Here is a 16,192-nt window from a genome sequence, read left to right as displayed (position 1 = left end):
CTTTCTTTCCCCCTTCTTCTATTCCTAGGTGCTAGCTATGTATGAATTTCTTAATTGTCTTCCTGAAAAAAAAACAGTCCCGGTGCATGGCACCGGGACTCTCGTCTTCCGTTTCTATGACCTAAGATAAACCTCTAATATAAAGGTCTCCTACAGTGAGCAAGAACTTACCCCTTGCTCGCACCTGAAGTCAGGCCTTCCACCAGCATACGCTGCAGGAACATGAACAGTATGGTAATCGGGATGGCAATGAGCACCGCACCCGCCGAGAACACAGTGAAGTTCGTGTTCTGATTCGAGTTGACCATGTCGTACAACCCTACGGCGAGCGTCCAGTTCTCCTTCGTCCGCAGGACCAGGCGGGCGAAGATGAAATCAACCCATGGGCCGACGAATTGGGTTAAGCCGATATACGTCAGCATGGGGCGGGATAGCGGCAGAATGATCTTGGTGAAAATCTTAAAGTTGCCCGCCCCATCAATCTTGGCCGCCTCGTCCAGGGTTCGCGGAATCGTATCGAGAAAGCCCTTCGCGATAAAGGTTCCGCCAAGCGGCGCCCCTGCGGCATACACAATAATCAATGCCAGATGAGTATCCAGCAGATGCCATTCCTTCAGCAGCAGATAGATGGCAATCATGCTCATGAAGCCCGGGAACATCCCCAAGATCAGTACGGTAGACAATGCTGTCTGGCGCCCTTTGAAGCGAAAGCGGGAGACCGCATAGCTTGTCAGGAGAGTTAAGAACACCCCGATAATCATGGAGAGTATCGCGATTTTGAGCGTGTTCATATACCATGTGCCGAACAGAACCGTATCGGAAGTGAACAGTTCCCGGTAATGATCCAGTGTGAAGGTTTCGGGGATCAGGCTCTTACTGTAGAGCGATTTTCCCGGACGTAACGAACCAAGTACGACCCATAGGGCCGGATAGACGGCCACAATGGCTAAAATCGCCAATATAATATAACTTACTGTCAGCTTAACTGTTCTTCTAAATTTCAAGCCGCTCATTGGATCATATCCTCCTCTTTAAATGACTTGGTTCTCCGGTAATTGTAGATAGAGAACGAGGCGATAATCAGGAAGATAATAATCCCTACCGCTGAGGCCATGTTGTATTTGTTCTGATCCAACGTCAATTTGTACAGCCAGGTTACGAGCAGATCCGTTGCCCCGGCATACTGATAATCCCCTACAACCGGGTTACCGTTGGTGAGCAGGAAGATCGCGTTAAAGTTGTTGATATTGCCAGCAAACTGGGTGATCAGAGTCGGCGCTGTCGAGAACAGGATCATCGGAAGCGTTACAATCCGGAATTTCTGATATCCTGTCGCTCCATCTACCTCGGCAGCTTCATACATATCGCGCGGAATGGTGGTGAGCACGCCCATGATTAGAATCATGGAGACAGGAATACCAACCCACATGTTGACCACAATGACTGTCACTTTAGCCCAGAATGGATCCGTCAGCCACGGCAGGCCGGACAGGCCGAAATATTTGAGATACTGATTAATCGGACCGAACTGGCCGTTAAACATGTTTCTCATTACAAGCAGCGAGATCAGCTGCGGGATCGCATAAGGAATGATAAGAATTGTTCTCCAGAAGCCTTTAAATTTAATGCCCTGCTGATTAATTAGCAGCGCTACCAGCATACCGCCAAAGTACGTGGTTACTGTGGAGAGAACCGCCCAGATCAGCGTCCAGGTTAACACCCCATAGAACGTATGGCTCCAGGTTTTCAAAGCAACAAGATTCTTAAAGGTTTCAAAGCCTACCCAGTCGACTAGCCTAGCAGGCGGAATATGATTCGGTGCAGAGTAGTTCGTAAATGCCAGCATGATCATGAAGATGATCGGCATGATGGTAAAGAACAAAATTCCGATCGCCGGGAGCGTCAAGAACGCCTGTGCAAATTTGTAGTCTAAGACAAAGCGTACGGACTGCTTGAAGCTGTTGGGTTTGACCCCCATTTCGCGATTCTTGGCCGTCTTATAGGCATCGCGAATATTCATGACATAAAAGATAATAAATAGGACAAGAAGCATCAGGGTGATCAAGCTCTGCACCATGATAAAAATTGAATGGTCCCCTTCGGTTTTTCCTGGAATTCTAGGAACATCCCCCAAGGTAACAATTCCCCATAAAGCACGGCCTAAAGTTCCACTAAAATAGATGATTCCCAAAGCTTCTACAAATAGAAATATGACACCCTTAATAAATTGGCGGTTATATATTTGTCCCAATCCCATGCTTAAAATCGACAGTATAGTGGCTTTATTGCGATGTCGGTCCATTAGCCTTCCCTTCTCCTCTCCTATGGGAATTCAAGGGAATGAACCCGCCGCATCAACACGGCGGGCACATTCATCTACCTTATCCCCGGCACTTCATCCGTTGGTTATTCGCCTGCCCCGTTGTTCAGATCCTTAATTTGGGTAGCGGCTTTGTCCATGGCTTGCTTAGGATCCTTGTTGTTATCCCAGATTTCAGGAAGGGCCGCATTCACTGCATTCCATACGTTACCCATTTCAGGGATGGAAGGCATTGGCTGAGAGTTCTTGGTCTGTTCTGCGAAGGCAGATACATAAGGGTCGTTCTTGATTTGGTCAGATTCAAGCGCTTCCTTGTTTGTCGGCACAGAACCTACCTTCTCGTTCAACAGAAGCTGTGCATCCTTGTTGGATGCGAACTCTGCGAACAATTTGGCCGCATTCGGATACTGTGTGAAGGAGTTGACATACCAGCCCTTAATACCGGAGGCGGAGATCGCCGGTTTGCCATCAATTGAAGGGAGGGGTACAAGACCGAGCTTGTCTCCGAGTGCCTTCTTATAGCCGCCCAGTTCCCAAGGGCCATTAATATCCATCGCAACATCGCCAGCATTGAACAAGCTGCGCTTGATATCCGGGTTGATGTCACCGCTCTTAACAGGAAGAATTTCCTTCAGCTTGACGTACGTCTTCAAACTTTCAATTGCGCCTTCATTGTTGATGCCGATATCGTCTTTGTTTGTACCGTTATCTCCGTAGATGTACCCGCCTGTGGTGGCGATAAACGGATAGTTGAAGTACATGTTCCCTGTTTCCCACATAATAGCGTATTTGTTCTTGGACTTATCGGTGAAGGTCTTGCCGAAAGCAATTACATCATCGAAGCTCTTAGGCGCTTCTTTGACAAGGGACTTATTGTAATAAAGCGCGTATGTTTCTGCGGCTCTAGGGTAACCATAAAGTGTGCCATCATAAGTTACAGCATTAATAGAAAGTTCCGTATTGTTCTTCTTAGTTTCTTCAGCAAAGGTGTCGTTTGGCAGCAGCAGACCTGCATTTGCGGCCCGGCCGAGACTATCATGCGGGAAAATGACTACGTCGGCTGCCAATCCGGAAGGTCCGTCTTGAGACAGCTTAGTCACTTGGTCGGCTGGGGAAATTTCTTCGATCTTTACCGGAACGCCGTATTTCTCTGTGAATTTCTTGGCGATCTCGTCGGTGAAGACTCTCTCTTCTTTACTTTCCCATACGGTCAGCTGTGCGCCATCCTCTGGCTTCAGCTCTCCTCCGCCTCCGGCTGGCTCGGTAGCAGCGTTCTTCGCCCCGGCATTTCCGCTTGGCGCCGCAGAGTTGTTGTTAGATTTTGAACCGCAGGCAGTAATGGAGATCACTAAAGTGAATGCAGCCAGCAGAACCATAAATCTCTTTAATTTCATTAGACAAACCCCTTCCAAATGTTATATAAGAAACGGTGCAGGAACTCTGCGCAAACGATTTCAGAAAAAACAAAAAATGTTGTTCATTCTCGTTGTTTTTTCTAGATTTAGTCGTTTTATCGGAATGGAAAGCGCTTCATTCCTGATGTCATCATACATCATACCTGTGTTATTGTAAAAACGTTTGCATATATCGTTTTCACTCAAATATTGCCTGTTTCCTTTGATTTCCTCTTGTTATCTTGCTTTATCGCAATTTAACTCAATTTAAACACCAAGCATTACATATGCTATATTGCTTTATGACCATGTTCTTCCATGGCTTTATGTGACAACAACTCATTTTGGAAAATGCATAACCTAATGTTAAAAACAAGAAAATAAAGGAAAAGACCGCGGCTTGTCTCTTGTGCAATGGTTTGAACAGTGCTATAATCCTGTTCAGCAAGGAACGCATCACCTATTCATCATGAATGGGGCGTTCTATCTAATTTGAAGGCAATGTTACTCATTAGGTACATCCTCGGCTGCATTTTCTTAGCCTGGATGTGCCTTTTTTATTTATTACGATTAGGGGGAATTATTCATGCTGTTGGAAGCGGTTTATCATCGTCCGAAATTGAATTGGGCCTATGCCTATGATCAGGAAACCATTCATTTGCGCCTGCGCACCAAGAAGAATGATATTACCGAGGTCTATGCCTGGACCGGGGATAAATATGATTGGAGTTCAACGCAAGAGCTTGTTCCGATGGAGAAAATGATCTCCGACTCGATGTTTGACTATTGGGAGTGTACAGCAAAACCCTTGTTCCGCCGTATGAGATACGGATTTCTGCTTAAGGATGAGACGGAGAGCATCTGGATGACCGAGAATGACTTCCAGAAAGAACGGCCGAAGAACTCTGACCGCCTGTTCGATTTCCCGTTCATTAATCCGGCGGATGTGTTTACAGTCCCTGCCTGGGTAAAAGATACAGTATTTTATCAGATCTTCCCTGAGCGCTTCGCTAACGGAGATCCTTCCAACGATCCGGAGAACGTTCTGCCTTGGGGCGGCAAACCTGAACGCGACAATTTCTTCGGCGGAGACCTTCAGGGAGTCATTGACCATCTGGACCACCTCTCAGAGCTGGGGATTACAGGGATTTATTTCACCCCTATCTTTGCCGCGACAACTAACCACAAATATGATACGGAAGATTATATGAAGATTGATCCGCATTTTGGCGATACCGACACGCTCAAGCGCCTGGTTAAGGCATGCCATGACCGCGGCATCCGCGTCCTGCTCGATGCGGTATTCAATCATTCCGGACGTACCTTTTCTCCCTTTGTCGATGTACGGGAGAAAGGAGAGCAATCCAATTACAAGGATTGGTTCCATATCCGCGAGTATCCGCTTGAGGTTCGGGATGGCATTCCAACCTACGACACCTTCGGCTTCGAGCCGCTGATGCCAAAGCTGAACACAGAGCATCCCGAGGTGAAGGAATATTTGCTGAAGGTAGCAGAATACTGGATCAAGGAAGTTGGCATCGACGGCTGGCGGCTGGACGTAGCCAACGAAGTAGACCATCAGTTCTGGCGGGACTTCCGCCGCGTTGTAAAGGCTGTTAACCCTGACGCCTACATCCTGGGCGAAATCTGGCATGAATCCTCTCCGTGGCTTCAGGGCGACCAGTTCGACGCAGTCATGAACTATCCATTCACCGAGGCCGTGCTGGACTTCGTCGTACGCGGCACACTGGATGCCCAGGGCTTCGCCAACGCCATTGGCAAGCAGATGTCCCGCTATCCGCTGCAAGCTACAGAGGTTGCCTTCAACCTGCTGGACAGCCATGATACCGCTCGCCTGCTGACCCTCTGTGAAGATAACAAGAACAAAATGCGCCTGGCAGCGCTGTTCCAGTTCACTTACAGCGGCACGCCATGCATCTACTACGGAGACGAGGTTGGTATGGACGGCGCAAATGATCCCGACTGCCGCAAATGCATGGAATGGGACCCTGAGAAGCAGGACCTTCAGCTGTTCGAGTTCTACAAAAAACTGATTCAGGTCCGGGCAGATCACCCTGCCCTGCGCACGGGAAGTCTTCAGTTCCTGATCGCCGAGCGCGAAGGCACAAAGCTCGCCTATGAGCGCCGCTTGGACGATGAGAGCGTACTGGTGCTGCTGAACAATGACAGCACCACCCAGACCCTCTCCGTCCCAGTTGAAGAGAAGGCATGGACGGATGCCTTTACGGGCAGCACGTGGAAAGCTCAGCGCGGCAAGCTGACCGTGAAGCTTGCGCCTTACGGATACGCCGTGCTGTACCCGGCGGAATAAATCTAAATCCTTTTAACGGAACTTTATATACGAGTATTCATTAAAAACACCTCCAGATTCCCTCACGCTATGGGGTCAGTCCCATTCAAATGAGGGCGAATTCTGGAGGTGTTTTTTAGTGCATTTTTGCAGTAGTACTAATAAAGCAATGATGGATTTCGTCCAGAGGCGCCTTAAGTTCATGTCATTATTTGTCGATATATAAATAATAGAACACTGGTTAAATCCAAATTTTAGTGTAGTAGATTAATGACATCACAAGGGGGACATTAGGTATGAAAGTCAATAGGAAGATCAGGATTGATTTAAGACTGAAATTGTACTTAATTATTCTAATTCCACTGCTAGTCATGGGATTACTAATAATGTGGGCGACAAAAACTTCTAGCGAAAACTCCTCTCTAACCACTTTACAGCACAATAATCAGCAATTGGTGGAGAATACTGCGCAGCTGCTTGGACAAGAATCAGAGCTAATCAAGAAGTTGAACGCCTCTTCTACTGAAGAAAGCGCTGAGTACAAACACCTTAGAGATGAACTGATTAAAGTGAATCAGCAATCCGGCGCACTGTATGTCTATATGTATAACCATACCCCTCAGGGTTGGATCTACACAGTAGATGGAGCTGCGTGGGATGACAAGAATTACAGCTCTTATGGGGATGAAATGGACTTTGATCCCAAGATTGAGGCTCGCTTATTAAACGGAGAAGTTGTTACCACAGGGATCGTCAATGACTCGACCTGGGGCCCGATGCTATCGTCATTTACCCCCATAAAGGATTCAAGCGGTCAAGTTATCGGTTATCTGGGCATTGATATTTCCGCTAAGGCCGTAAACCAGCTATCCGCCGAAACCGTAGCTGATTCCTACCGTATGATCCTTCCTATCTTTGCCGTAGTGCTTGTGCTCTCCTTGTTCATGATGCTGCTTGTGGCTAGAGGAATCGTGAAGCAGGTGCGCGAGGTGAAGTCAAGTCTGGAGCAGATTGCCAGCGGTAATCTGCAAGTGGTATCCAGACATATTACGAAGGATCAGCTGGGCGATATCAGCCTCTTGATTAATCAAATGGTCACCCAATTGACAAAGATCATCGTGGGAATTCAACAAGGATCAAGCTCCTTACAGCAATCTTCGCAACATATTGCTCGAACATCCCAAATGAACCAACGCCAGACCGAAGAGCTGTCCCGCGCAATTGAAGAGATTGCCAGCGGGGCCATGAAGCAGGCCGAGGAGACAGAGCAATCGGTCAAGCATTCCGAAAAACTCGGCCAAATCATGGATGAGGTCGGCTCCTATGTTAATGAGTTTATCGATACTTCAAGCCGGTTGTCTGCCGTTGAAGTTCAGGTTACCCGTGAACATGAGAACCTGCTTATGAAAGGACGAGAGAATGCCAGACAGGTTCAACAGCTCCAGGAGATATCCAAATCGCTAACCGCTGAATCCGAGCTGGCTGCATCAATCAGCGGGCAGATTCATAAGATTCTGAAACAAACCCAAATTCTGTCCCTTAATGCCTCCATTGAAGCAGCCAGAGCTGGTGAAGCAGGTAAAGGCTTCGCGGTGGTTGCTGGCGAAATGGGTGAGCTGGCTAAGCAGTCGGAGCATTCCATTCAAGAAATTGATGCAATTCTGGAGTCCTTTGTCCAGGAGACTCACCGTATGGTCAGTCAATTTGACGAGAATATTGAAGCCGTGAAGGATCAGGAGAAGCAGATTGCAGATTGCCTGCAGGCATTTGGACAGGTCAGCAGGATATCGGCCGAAGTGCAGCAACTGGCTGGTCGGCTGGAGAACAAAACTACGGACATGCACACCATCAGACAGGAAGTCGAGCATTATCTGAGCTATATTGCCTCAGTGACACAGGAGACCTCGGCAATGACAGAAGAAGCCGCAGCAAGTGCAGCAGAACAGAAAAAAGCGGCAGAACAGCTATCCGACGTCTCCGGCCAGCTTGCTGAGCTTTCCGGCAAGCTCAAGGCCTATGCCGACCAGTTCCAAGTAGAGAGCTAGACATCAGTTTGGGTAAGCCATAAGAAGGAGCATAGAGGCTGGCGTCTGATCATGGATCGGGGCCAGCTTTCCCTTTGCATTCGGGGCGTACAGCGATTCCATCCCGTTAAGTTTAAGTTGAACAACCTTGCTGGATCATTTATCGTGTTGTTAGGGCATTCAATCTATATAGGAGGGTGAATGGTGAATAATGAAGGACAAACGTCCTAGCAAATTGAAAAGAGTGATGCTCATTCTGTTCATTCTGTTCGCATTCTTCCTTCTAGAGCAAATTCCGGCTATTCAAAAGATAACTGCCCTCTCGTCTTCCCGCATCTATGTATTCATGATGTACAGAGATGATGGCTTAACCTTCAAAGACATCGAATATGTACCTGAATTCGGAGATTACTTCGTATCCTATCAGAACCGGAATGGCGAATCGCTCTCCTTCATAGTCTCCCCTAAGTTTTTCCCTGTATTTATCAGCTATGATCCTATTAAAAAAGAGGCATTCCTTCCTGAGCATTTACAGGAAGAATGCCTCTTCGCATAGTTAGGGGCTATCTAGCTAATAACAGATTGGCCAGGAGCTGCGCGCTCTCGGCCCGCGTCAGATAGGCCTTGGGCGCGAATTGCCCGCCCGGGCGGCCCTTTATCAGGCCGAGGCCGGACGCCTGCACGGCCGCGTCCCTCGCCCACGGCGACAGGCTGGCCGCATCGCCGAATCGCGGTGCCGCCGGCTGCTGGCTCAGCGCCGCGGCATTCCCGCCCGCAAGCTCCGCGTAGGCGCGAACCAGCATCACCGCCATCTCCTCGCGGGTGATGCGCTCCTGCGCGCCGAAGGTGCCGTCCGGGCGGCCCTTCACCAGGCCGGCCTGGCTGGCCGCCCCTGTAGCCTCCGCGTACCAGGACGAGGCCGGCACGTCCTTGAAGGCGCCCGCACCCTTCGCTGCCGACGCCGCAGCGTCAGGCAGGCCCAGCGCGCGGACCAGCAGGGCCGCGAATTCCGCCCGCGTGACCTCACGCTCTGGCGCAAAAGCGTCCGTCGCCACGCCCTTCACAACATGGCGGGCGCTCATAGCTTTGATCGCCTGCGCGGCCCAGTGTCCGGCAGGCACATCCTTGAAGGTTTTGTCATAGGCGAGCACCCCATAGATGCCCGGCTGACCGACCTTCACCGTAAGCTGACCGTCTACCCATGCGCCTCCGGCATAAGCTCTGGCGCCGTCAGCGCCAAGGGAATAAATGCTGAGCAGGGAGCGATCTAAGGCCGAGGCAGCGTCAGCCTGAAGGCTCAGCGCCACCGGACTGGTGAAGCGCTCCAGCTCCTGACGGCTGCCATCCGCCAGCACCAATGCAAGGCTGAACCGTACAGCCGCCCCGGCTGGAATGACGCGAAGCGAGCCGTCAGCCTGGCCTTGAGGCTGCGCCATTTCAGCCCGCTCTACGCGAACTGCGAGCCAGGCTCCTGTGCGCTTAGCCTCAGGCAGCAGCGCTTTGGCCTGCTCCAGGACGGCGGCCGGAAGCTCGGCGCGGAAGGCTTCACCGGTCACGCGCAGATGGGTGCGCCCATCCAGGGCCGCTGCGCTGATCGGAAGCTGAAGCTCCTGCAAGCCTTGCTCCAGCATGACCGCGATCACGCCGCCTACCGCCTTCGGCTCTGCAATCCGCAGAACATCCTTAGCCAGGACCGGAGGCTGCGAGCCATCGGTAGCGGCAGGCGATGAGGTATTGCCGGAAGGTGCCGATCCTGGCGGCGTATTCGGCTCCGGCACGGCGCTCCCATCCTTCGCCAGAATGACGGTGCCGCCCTGATCCCTTCCCGGAAGGGTCAGCGTAATCTTTCCGTTAGCATCTACGGTGTATTTCTGCCCATTGTATTCATCGACCAGCTTCGTTCCACCCGCAAATGGGGTCCCGAAGGTGATCTTCTGCCCGGTAGAATCAACATTGAGCCCAACAAGCACGGTATCCTTGTTGTAGGTTCGTTCAAAGACCAGGTACTTCTCTTCATCAGAGCCGCCGATTTGACTGCGCGAGCCCTTGGCGAAGACCTTCGAATGCCGCTCACGGATATTTAACAGCTTGGCATAATGATCATGGATCGCCAGAGCTGCCGGGTCCTTGGCATCCAGCTTATCCCATGGCATATCGTCACGGTTGCCGCTGAATTGGCCTTGATCCATATCCCCCGCATTTTTGCCTGATTGTCCAAGCTCTTCTCCGTAATAGACAACCGGCTGGCCTTTGCTTGTGATCTGCAGCGCTGCTGCTACCTTAAGCTTCCCGGTATCCCCGCCTACCAGCTCGGACAGGAACCCGTCCTCGTCATGACTGCTTAAGAATTGGCCCAGTGTCTTATCATTGGAGAGGAGAGCATTCCGCTGCTCCAGATATTTCTCTACGGCCTCAAGATTGCCGTTCACGAATTCCTTGGCCTTCTCCTTGAACTGGAAATCCAGCAGGGAATCCATCTGTCCCTGGCCCCAGTAATCGCCATGATTGTCTGCCGAGGCGCCGAAATACTCGCCGATCAGCTTGAAATCAGGCTTGATCTCCGTGAGTGCATTTTTGAAAGCCATCCAGGTCGTATGATCCACATGCTTAACGGTATCTACGCGGAAATAGTCAATGGTCTCCCCCGCATCGGTTCTCACCTTATCCAGCCAATCGACCTGCCACTGGATCAGGCGCTCCCGCACCGCAGGGTCCTCGGTCATGAAATCCGGCAGTCCGGCCAGCTCTCCCTGCACCGTATCACTTCCCCCGCTGCGCAGCATATCCGCAAACCGCTCGCGATCCTCCATTGAAGGATAGCCTGGAAGGCCCAGCTGCGGATCGGTCAGCTTCATCCCATAGCCGGCATGGTTCAGCACAACATCTACCATGATCTTCATGCCCCGCTTATGGGCTTGTTCAATCAGGTCCTTCATGTCTTCGGTATCGCCCAAATGTTCGTCCATCCGGGTGAAGTCCTGAGCCCAGTAGCCATGATAGCCGTACTGGACCCCGGTCTTCCCGTGTCTGACATCATAATCAATGTTATCGACAATCGGGGTGATCCAGATCGTGTTGATGCCCAGTTGATCCAGGTAATCCAGCCTCTGAATAATCCCCCGGATGTCTCCGCCGTGATACGCCTCTGGCTGATTCAGATCCAGGCTGCCTGGAATACTCTTGGAATTGTCATTGCTTGTGTCTCCGTTAAAGAAGCGATCGGTCAGCAGGAAATATATTCTGGCTTCATCCCAGTCAAAATCGTCCGGGCAGGCAGGCTGCTGCGGCACTACAGTTACTTCGGCTGCTGCAGTGTGCTTATTGCCGTATTTATCCACTACGGTCACACGCAGCTGCTTCGGTCCGGGAGCTACCGTATCCTTCACGGAGATGGTGCGCTGCATCAGCTCTAGATCGATCACCGCCTTAGCCTCTCCTCCTAGCGGAGTAAGATCGGCGTAAGCTTCCCGGAGCTTAACTGCTCCCTCTCCGCCGACATCCAGCTTCAGCACAGCATTCTGCCTAGCAGAGATGCGCAAGTTCAAAGCGTTCGGCAGAATGGAAGCTGCCACGTTCAGCTGCGGCTTCTCATACACAAGCAGGGATTTACCGCCTTCCTGCAGCGGATTCCACAGATCAAGCACCTCCTCGGTCTGCCCCTTCTTGGTTACCAGGAACGAATAGCGGTAGGTCCCTTCCCTGGCTTGGTTCACGGTATAGGCAAAATACTCTCCAGCCGCATCATAAGTCATCTCAAATTCCTCAGGCTGCTGGCCCTCTGCTGCCAGGCGCAGCTTCACGCCTTCCAGTTCCTGCATCCGGTTGTCCCGGAACAGAGCGTCATCCCTGAAATAGAAATTAATGCTGCCATCTTCAAGGACAGGTCCATTCAAGGCAGGCACGCTGGCAATCTCCTTGACCATGCTGGTTACACGAGCCTTCACAAAGGTCTGTCCTGCGGGAATGGAGATATAGCGGTCATCCTGAATATCCTGCTTCGCCGTGTTCCAGTCCGTTCCCTTGCGCAGCACAAAGCCTACGCTGCTGCTGTCTGGAGCCGTCTTGATGTTGGCAACAGCCACGCCGTCCTTTACGGTAAAATCAACCTGGCCATCACTGACGCCGCCCGTTCCCCATATCCACAGATTCCAATCCGTATAATCCTGATCGGGCCGGATGTAGTGCAGCTGTACGGTCTTCTGCACAAAGGCTTGAACGGTCAGCTGCTTCTCGGCCTTGACCTTGCCGGCAGCTGCCGTAATCGTAACCCTTCCCGGCTTAATCGCCGTAACATCGCCGGCTGAGCCCACCTTGGCGATGGACGGAGCAGAGCTCGCCCACGTTACAGACGGTCCCGTCATCAGCTGGCCATATTGATCACGCACCGTTGCCGTCAGCTTCATGGACTGCCCTGGGTATACAGTGTCTGCCCCAGTAATCGTGATCTTCGCAGGTTCGAGCTTGCCTACATGCACGGTGACCGTCTTCTTGGCATTTCCCGAGACCGCGGTAATCACCGCCGTCCCCTCCTTCAGCGCCTGAATCAAGCCGTTCGGGCTAACTTTGGCCACCCCCGGATTCGAAGATTCATAGCTCACCTTGGCTCCCGGCATCACCTTGCCATGCTGGTCCTTAACCACAGCGGACAGCAGCTTGGATGAACCGGGAGCCAGCCCCAGTTCAGCTGCAGGCAGCGTAATCTCAGTCGCTACCGGAGTATATTCGGCCGCAGCCTCATCATACAGGACGGTGACTGCAAGTCCCGGCGCTGCAAAGCTTCCACCGGAGACGGTATCCAGCACCTTCGTTCCCGCCGCCCGGTCATTGACGACAATGTTCCAGGTGCCGTCACCCGGCAGGGAGACTGTGCGGGTATCCAGATTCGCGTTGTAAATGACAACGATATTCTTCCAGCTGTCGCCGCCTGCATAATTTTTCAGCTGGAAGGCCACTACGTTGCCATCGGATTTAAGCACCTGAAAATGCTGCTCTACCGCCTGCTTCGTATTCAGCCTGAAGGCCGGGTGTGATTTGCGAAGCTCGATCAGTCCCCGGTAATAGTCGAACACCTGGCCAAACTGATCCTTGTTATCCCAGCGGATTTGGTTGATGACGTCAGGGCTCTTATAGCTGTTATGATCGCCATACTTGGTCCGCAGCAGCTCATCTCCTGCGTGGAGGAACGGAATGCCCTGAGAGGTAAGGACGATGCCGTTCGCCAGCAGAGAACGCTTCACCGCTTCGTGGCTTAGCACCTCGTTGCCCGAGCCTACTCCGAGATAAGGCGCAGCCTTGGCTGCCGCCTCCTCCACACTGCCTCCATCTGCAAGCACGCCATCCTTCATATGGAGCATGCCCAGCTGATCGTTAAGGCCCATGGTGGCAATCACTTTATCCCACAGATTCAAATTGTCGTGGGCGGTCACGTAGCTTACCGATTCGGAGGGCGTATCTGCGAAGGTGTCCACCGCGCCGCGAACGCCTTGTAGAACAGCGCCTTCTTGTCCGGATGCGCCAGTGGCAAAGCCCTTGCCAGCTCCATCGCTGTCTCCCTTGATCGCTCCGCGGAGGTCATCGTTGAATACGCCAAAGCTCTTGCCCCGCTGCGATCCCTTGATGGACTTCTGATCCTGAGGCAGCGGCGTGCCAGACATATCCCACGGTTCGCCATAGACGATTATGGAAGGGTCCACCTGTTCATGCAGCTTGGAGGTCAGGCTTGACATCGTATTCACATCGACGAGGCCCATGAGGTCGAACCGGAAGCCGTCAATTCCATACTCCTTGGCCCAGTACATGACCGAGTCCTGAATATACTTGCTGACCATAGGCCGTTCCGAGGCCACCTCGTTGCCTACGCCGGTTGCATTGGTGAACTGTCCGGCTTCGTTGGTCCGGTAATAATAACCCGGCACAAGCTTATTGAATGGCCCCTCCTCTATAGAAAAAGTATGGTTATACACCACATCCATCACTACCCGTATGCCCTCGTCATGGAGGGCCTGCACCATCTCTTTGAACTCTGCAATTCTTGTGCTGGGATTGGCCGGATCTGTGGAATAGGAGCCCTCCGGCACGTTATAGTTCTGCGGATCATAGCCCCAGTTGAACTTCGGATTCGGGGAAGCCGGATCATCCACCGTCAGCTCATTCACCGTCTTAAAGTCGTAAGAAGGCAGCAGATGAACATGAGTAACCCCCAGTTCCTTCAAATGATCAATTCCGGTTGAGGCACCCTGCGCTGTCCTCGTGCCCCTCTCTGTAAAGGCTTTGAATTTCCCCTTGTTCGTCATGCCTGAATCGGGGCTGACCGAGAAATCACGGACATGCAGCTCATAAATAATCGCATCGTTCGGTGAGACCATGGCCGGCTTCTCCTCAGGGTTCCAGGCTGCCGGATTTGTACGGGCCAGATCCACAATCGCCGTGCGCTGTCCATTCGCCGATACTGCCCGGGCATAAGGATCTACGGCATAGTTAACGGCCCCATCGGCAAACTCAGCTTTGTACATGTAAAACTTGCCGCTCAAGTCGCCAGGAACCGTGGCCTCCCAGACCCCATGTTCGCCTCGGGTCATCTTGTTTTCGCTTCCGCCCGAATGATCCTGCACCGTTCCGTTCTCGTTATAAGCTCCGGCGGTATCGTAGATTACCGTGCTGACTTTCTTCGCCGTAGGCGCCCATACTTTAAAGACGCTCTCCTGAGCACTGTAAGTCAGACCCAGGTCGTCCCCGTTATAGTAATATTTCGGATCGTCCAGTATTTTGCGCATCGTTACCTTTGTCTCTCCCAAATGGCGGGTAGAGAGCATATATTCATGCGTAACATCAAACTGCTCAGGCTGCAGCAGCTGCACGTTCAGCTTGTGATCGCCTGTCTTGACCGCGGATACGCTAAGCTCCTCGCCTGTGACCGCGTCCTTCAGCACCGCGGTCGCCGCATCCTCCTCGGTCACTTCAGCACTAGCCTCCGCATTCAGCATATCGACAGCATCCGCTTGTACTGCGCGGAACTTAGGAGAGGTATCCGGCAGCTGGCTGTATACGGCCGGATCATCCTGCAGCAGCCAGAGGTCCGCCTGCTGCTGTCCCTGAGGCATACGGAAGGAACGGGTCATCTCCTGAGATTGCCAATCATTGCCAGCAGTGCTGAGCCGGGTAATCAGGTTGATCTTGGACGCAGGCAGCGTCACGTTCGCCACAGCAAAGCCGTGATCGTCCTGCCCTTCATCGAAGAAATAGCCTTGGCCATCCTTACCGTCAAGCCAGATCCATAGGTTCCAATCCCTGGCCTTGCCGTCATGCCTATAATAGTGAATCCGATAAGTGAACTGCTCAGCCGGATCGGGAGTTCCGGCAATCTCAAACTGCTGATGAACCGTGATTCCTTGGTAAGCTGCAGTCACCTGCACGGGTCCCGAAGGAGCTGCAGCATCAATCACTGCCTTACCCTGAGAATCAATCTTCACCATAGCGTGATCTGTCGTCCACTCCACTTCTGCGCTCACATCCTTCGGCGAGCCCTCCGCTTGTCCATGAAGCGCTTTCAATTGAACGGTCTGTCCAGCGGCCCAAGGTGCTCCGGAGGACTCAATCTTCAGAACCTGAACAGCGGAGTTGCCATCCTGAAGAGGATTCTTGTTCAGAGCATCCGTAAAGCTGTTGTCTTGTCCTTCGTCATTGTGCCAGGCTGGCTGAGGAGCATACTTATACAGCACCAGACCGTTGCTCCCGCTAATCTCCGCTGTTGAAATAACGTATGAAAAGACATGCTTGGTGGTGTCCCCATCCGCATAACTGCCCACTGGAGCCATCTCCTTGAATTCCTGCCAGCCATTAAAGTTCCCAGCGATAAACAGCTGACTTGAATCCGAAGTCCCTGTGACACGAACTGAGCCGTCCTCCTGAAATACTGGGCTCTGCAGCACTGCCGGGTCAAGCTCGGCAGTGCCCTCAAGCGCATATGCCGGACTGTAACCCGCGATCGTGCTTAGCAGCAGCAATAACGCCATCCACATTGAAAACCACTTCACTCGCCTTTTTCCCATGAACACAAGTAATCCCCTCTCCTCACACCGTGCATGAATGTAAGCATGGTCTCCCCAAACGCAAAAAAGAACGTCTGTCCATTCCTCCATAGCGC

At 52.0% G+C, this 16,192-nt stretch carries 7 protein-coding genes; 3 read left to right on the top strand and 4 right to left on the bottom strand.

All coding sequences use genetic code 11. The features are described 5' to 3' along the window. Positions 1-167 precede the first annotated feature (167 nt). From DCC85_RS02295 to DCC85_RS02285, 3 genes are all read right to left on the bottom strand, one after another. The gene (locus tag DCC85_RS02295; RefSeq protein ID WP_108464123.1) at positions 168-1,013 is read right to left on the bottom strand and encodes a sugar ABC transporter permease; all 846 of its coding nucleotides are present in this window, start codon (positions 1,011-1,013) and stop codon (positions 168-170) included. Then, positions 1,010-2,302, bottom strand: coding sequence for a carbohydrate ABC transporter permease (locus tag DCC85_RS02290; RefSeq protein ID WP_108464122.1), 1,293 nt, complete (start codon positions 2,300-2,302; stop codon positions 1,010-1,012). Before DCC85_RS02290 ends, DCC85_RS02295 begins: the two co-directional genes overlap by 4 nt. A 104-nt stretch (positions 2,303-2,406) precedes the next feature. Continuing rightward, positions 2,407-3,714: a sugar ABC transporter substrate-binding protein gene (locus DCC85_RS02285; protein WP_108464121.1), complete on the bottom strand. Its 1,308-nt coding sequence runs from the start codon at positions 3,712-3,714 to the stop codon at positions 2,407-2,409. A 586-nt stretch (positions 3,715-4,300) separates the two neighbouring features. Here DCC85_RS02285 and DCC85_RS02280 point away from each other — a divergent pair. The 3 genes from DCC85_RS02280 (at position 4,301) to DCC85_RS02270 (ending at position 8,605) form a co-directional block, all read left to right on the top strand. Continuing rightward, the gene (locus DCC85_RS02280) at positions 4,301-6,046 is read left to right on the top strand and encodes an alpha-glycosidase (protein ID WP_108464120.1); all 1,746 of its coding nucleotides are present in this window, start codon (positions 4,301-4,303) and stop codon (positions 6,044-6,046) included. Between the two features lie 275 nt (positions 6,047-6,321). Continuing rightward, positions 6,322-8,070 carry a methyl-accepting chemotaxis protein gene (locus DCC85_RS02275; protein ID WP_108464119.1) on the top strand — a complete coding sequence of 583 codons (1,749 nt, stop codon included), beginning with the start codon at positions 6,322-6,324 and terminating at the stop codon, positions 8,068-8,070. A 190-nt stretch (positions 8,071-8,260) separates the two neighbouring features. After that, positions 8,261-8,605 (top strand): hypothetical protein, encoded by a 345-nt coding sequence (locus DCC85_RS02270; RefSeq protein WP_108464118.1) that lies wholly within the window; start codon positions 8,261-8,263, stop codon positions 8,603-8,605. Positions 8,606-8,612: 7 nt separating this feature from the next. Here DCC85_RS02270 and pulA read toward each other — a convergent pair whose 3' ends face one another. Next, a complete protein-coding gene (pulA, locus tag DCC85_RS02265) occupies positions 8,613-16,082 on the bottom strand; it encodes a type I pullulanase (RefSeq protein WP_159081755.1) in 7,470 nt (2,489 codons plus the stop codon). Positions 16,083-16,192 lie beyond the last annotated feature (110 nt).

This window comes from Paenibacillus sp. CAA11 (genome assembly GCF_003060825.1).
GTDB lineage: Bacteria > Bacillota > Bacilli > Paenibacillales > Paenibacillaceae > Fontibacillus.
Note: the sequence above shows the minus strand (reverse complement) of the source record. Positions and strands in the feature narration are given on the sequence as shown.

What these genes read in the sequence shown, in the direction of transcription:
- DCC85_RS02295 (WP_108464123.1), bottom strand. Translation starts at nt 1,013, where the DNA reads ATGAGCGGCTTGAAATTTAGAAGAACAGTTAAGCTGACAGTAAGTTAT.
- DCC85_RS02290 (WP_108464122.1), bottom strand. Translation starts at nt 2,302, where the DNA reads ATGGACCGACATCGCAATAAAGCCACTATACTGTCGATTTTAAGCATG.
- DCC85_RS02285 (WP_108464121.1), bottom strand. Translation starts at nt 3,714, where the DNA reads ATGAAATTAAAGAGATTTATGGTTCTGCTGGCTGCATTCACTTTAGTG.
- DCC85_RS02280 (WP_108464120.1), top strand. Translation starts at nt 4,301, where the DNA reads ATGCTGTTGGAAGCGGTTTATCATCGTCCGAAATTGAATTGGGCCTAT.
- DCC85_RS02275 (WP_108464119.1), top strand. Translation starts at nt 6,322, where the DNA reads ATGAAAGTCAATAGGAAGATCAGGATTGATTTAAGACTGAAATTGTAC.
- DCC85_RS02270 (WP_108464118.1), top strand. Translation starts at nt 8,261, where the DNA reads ATGAAGGACAAACGTCCTAGCAAATTGAAAAGAGTGATGCTCATTCTG.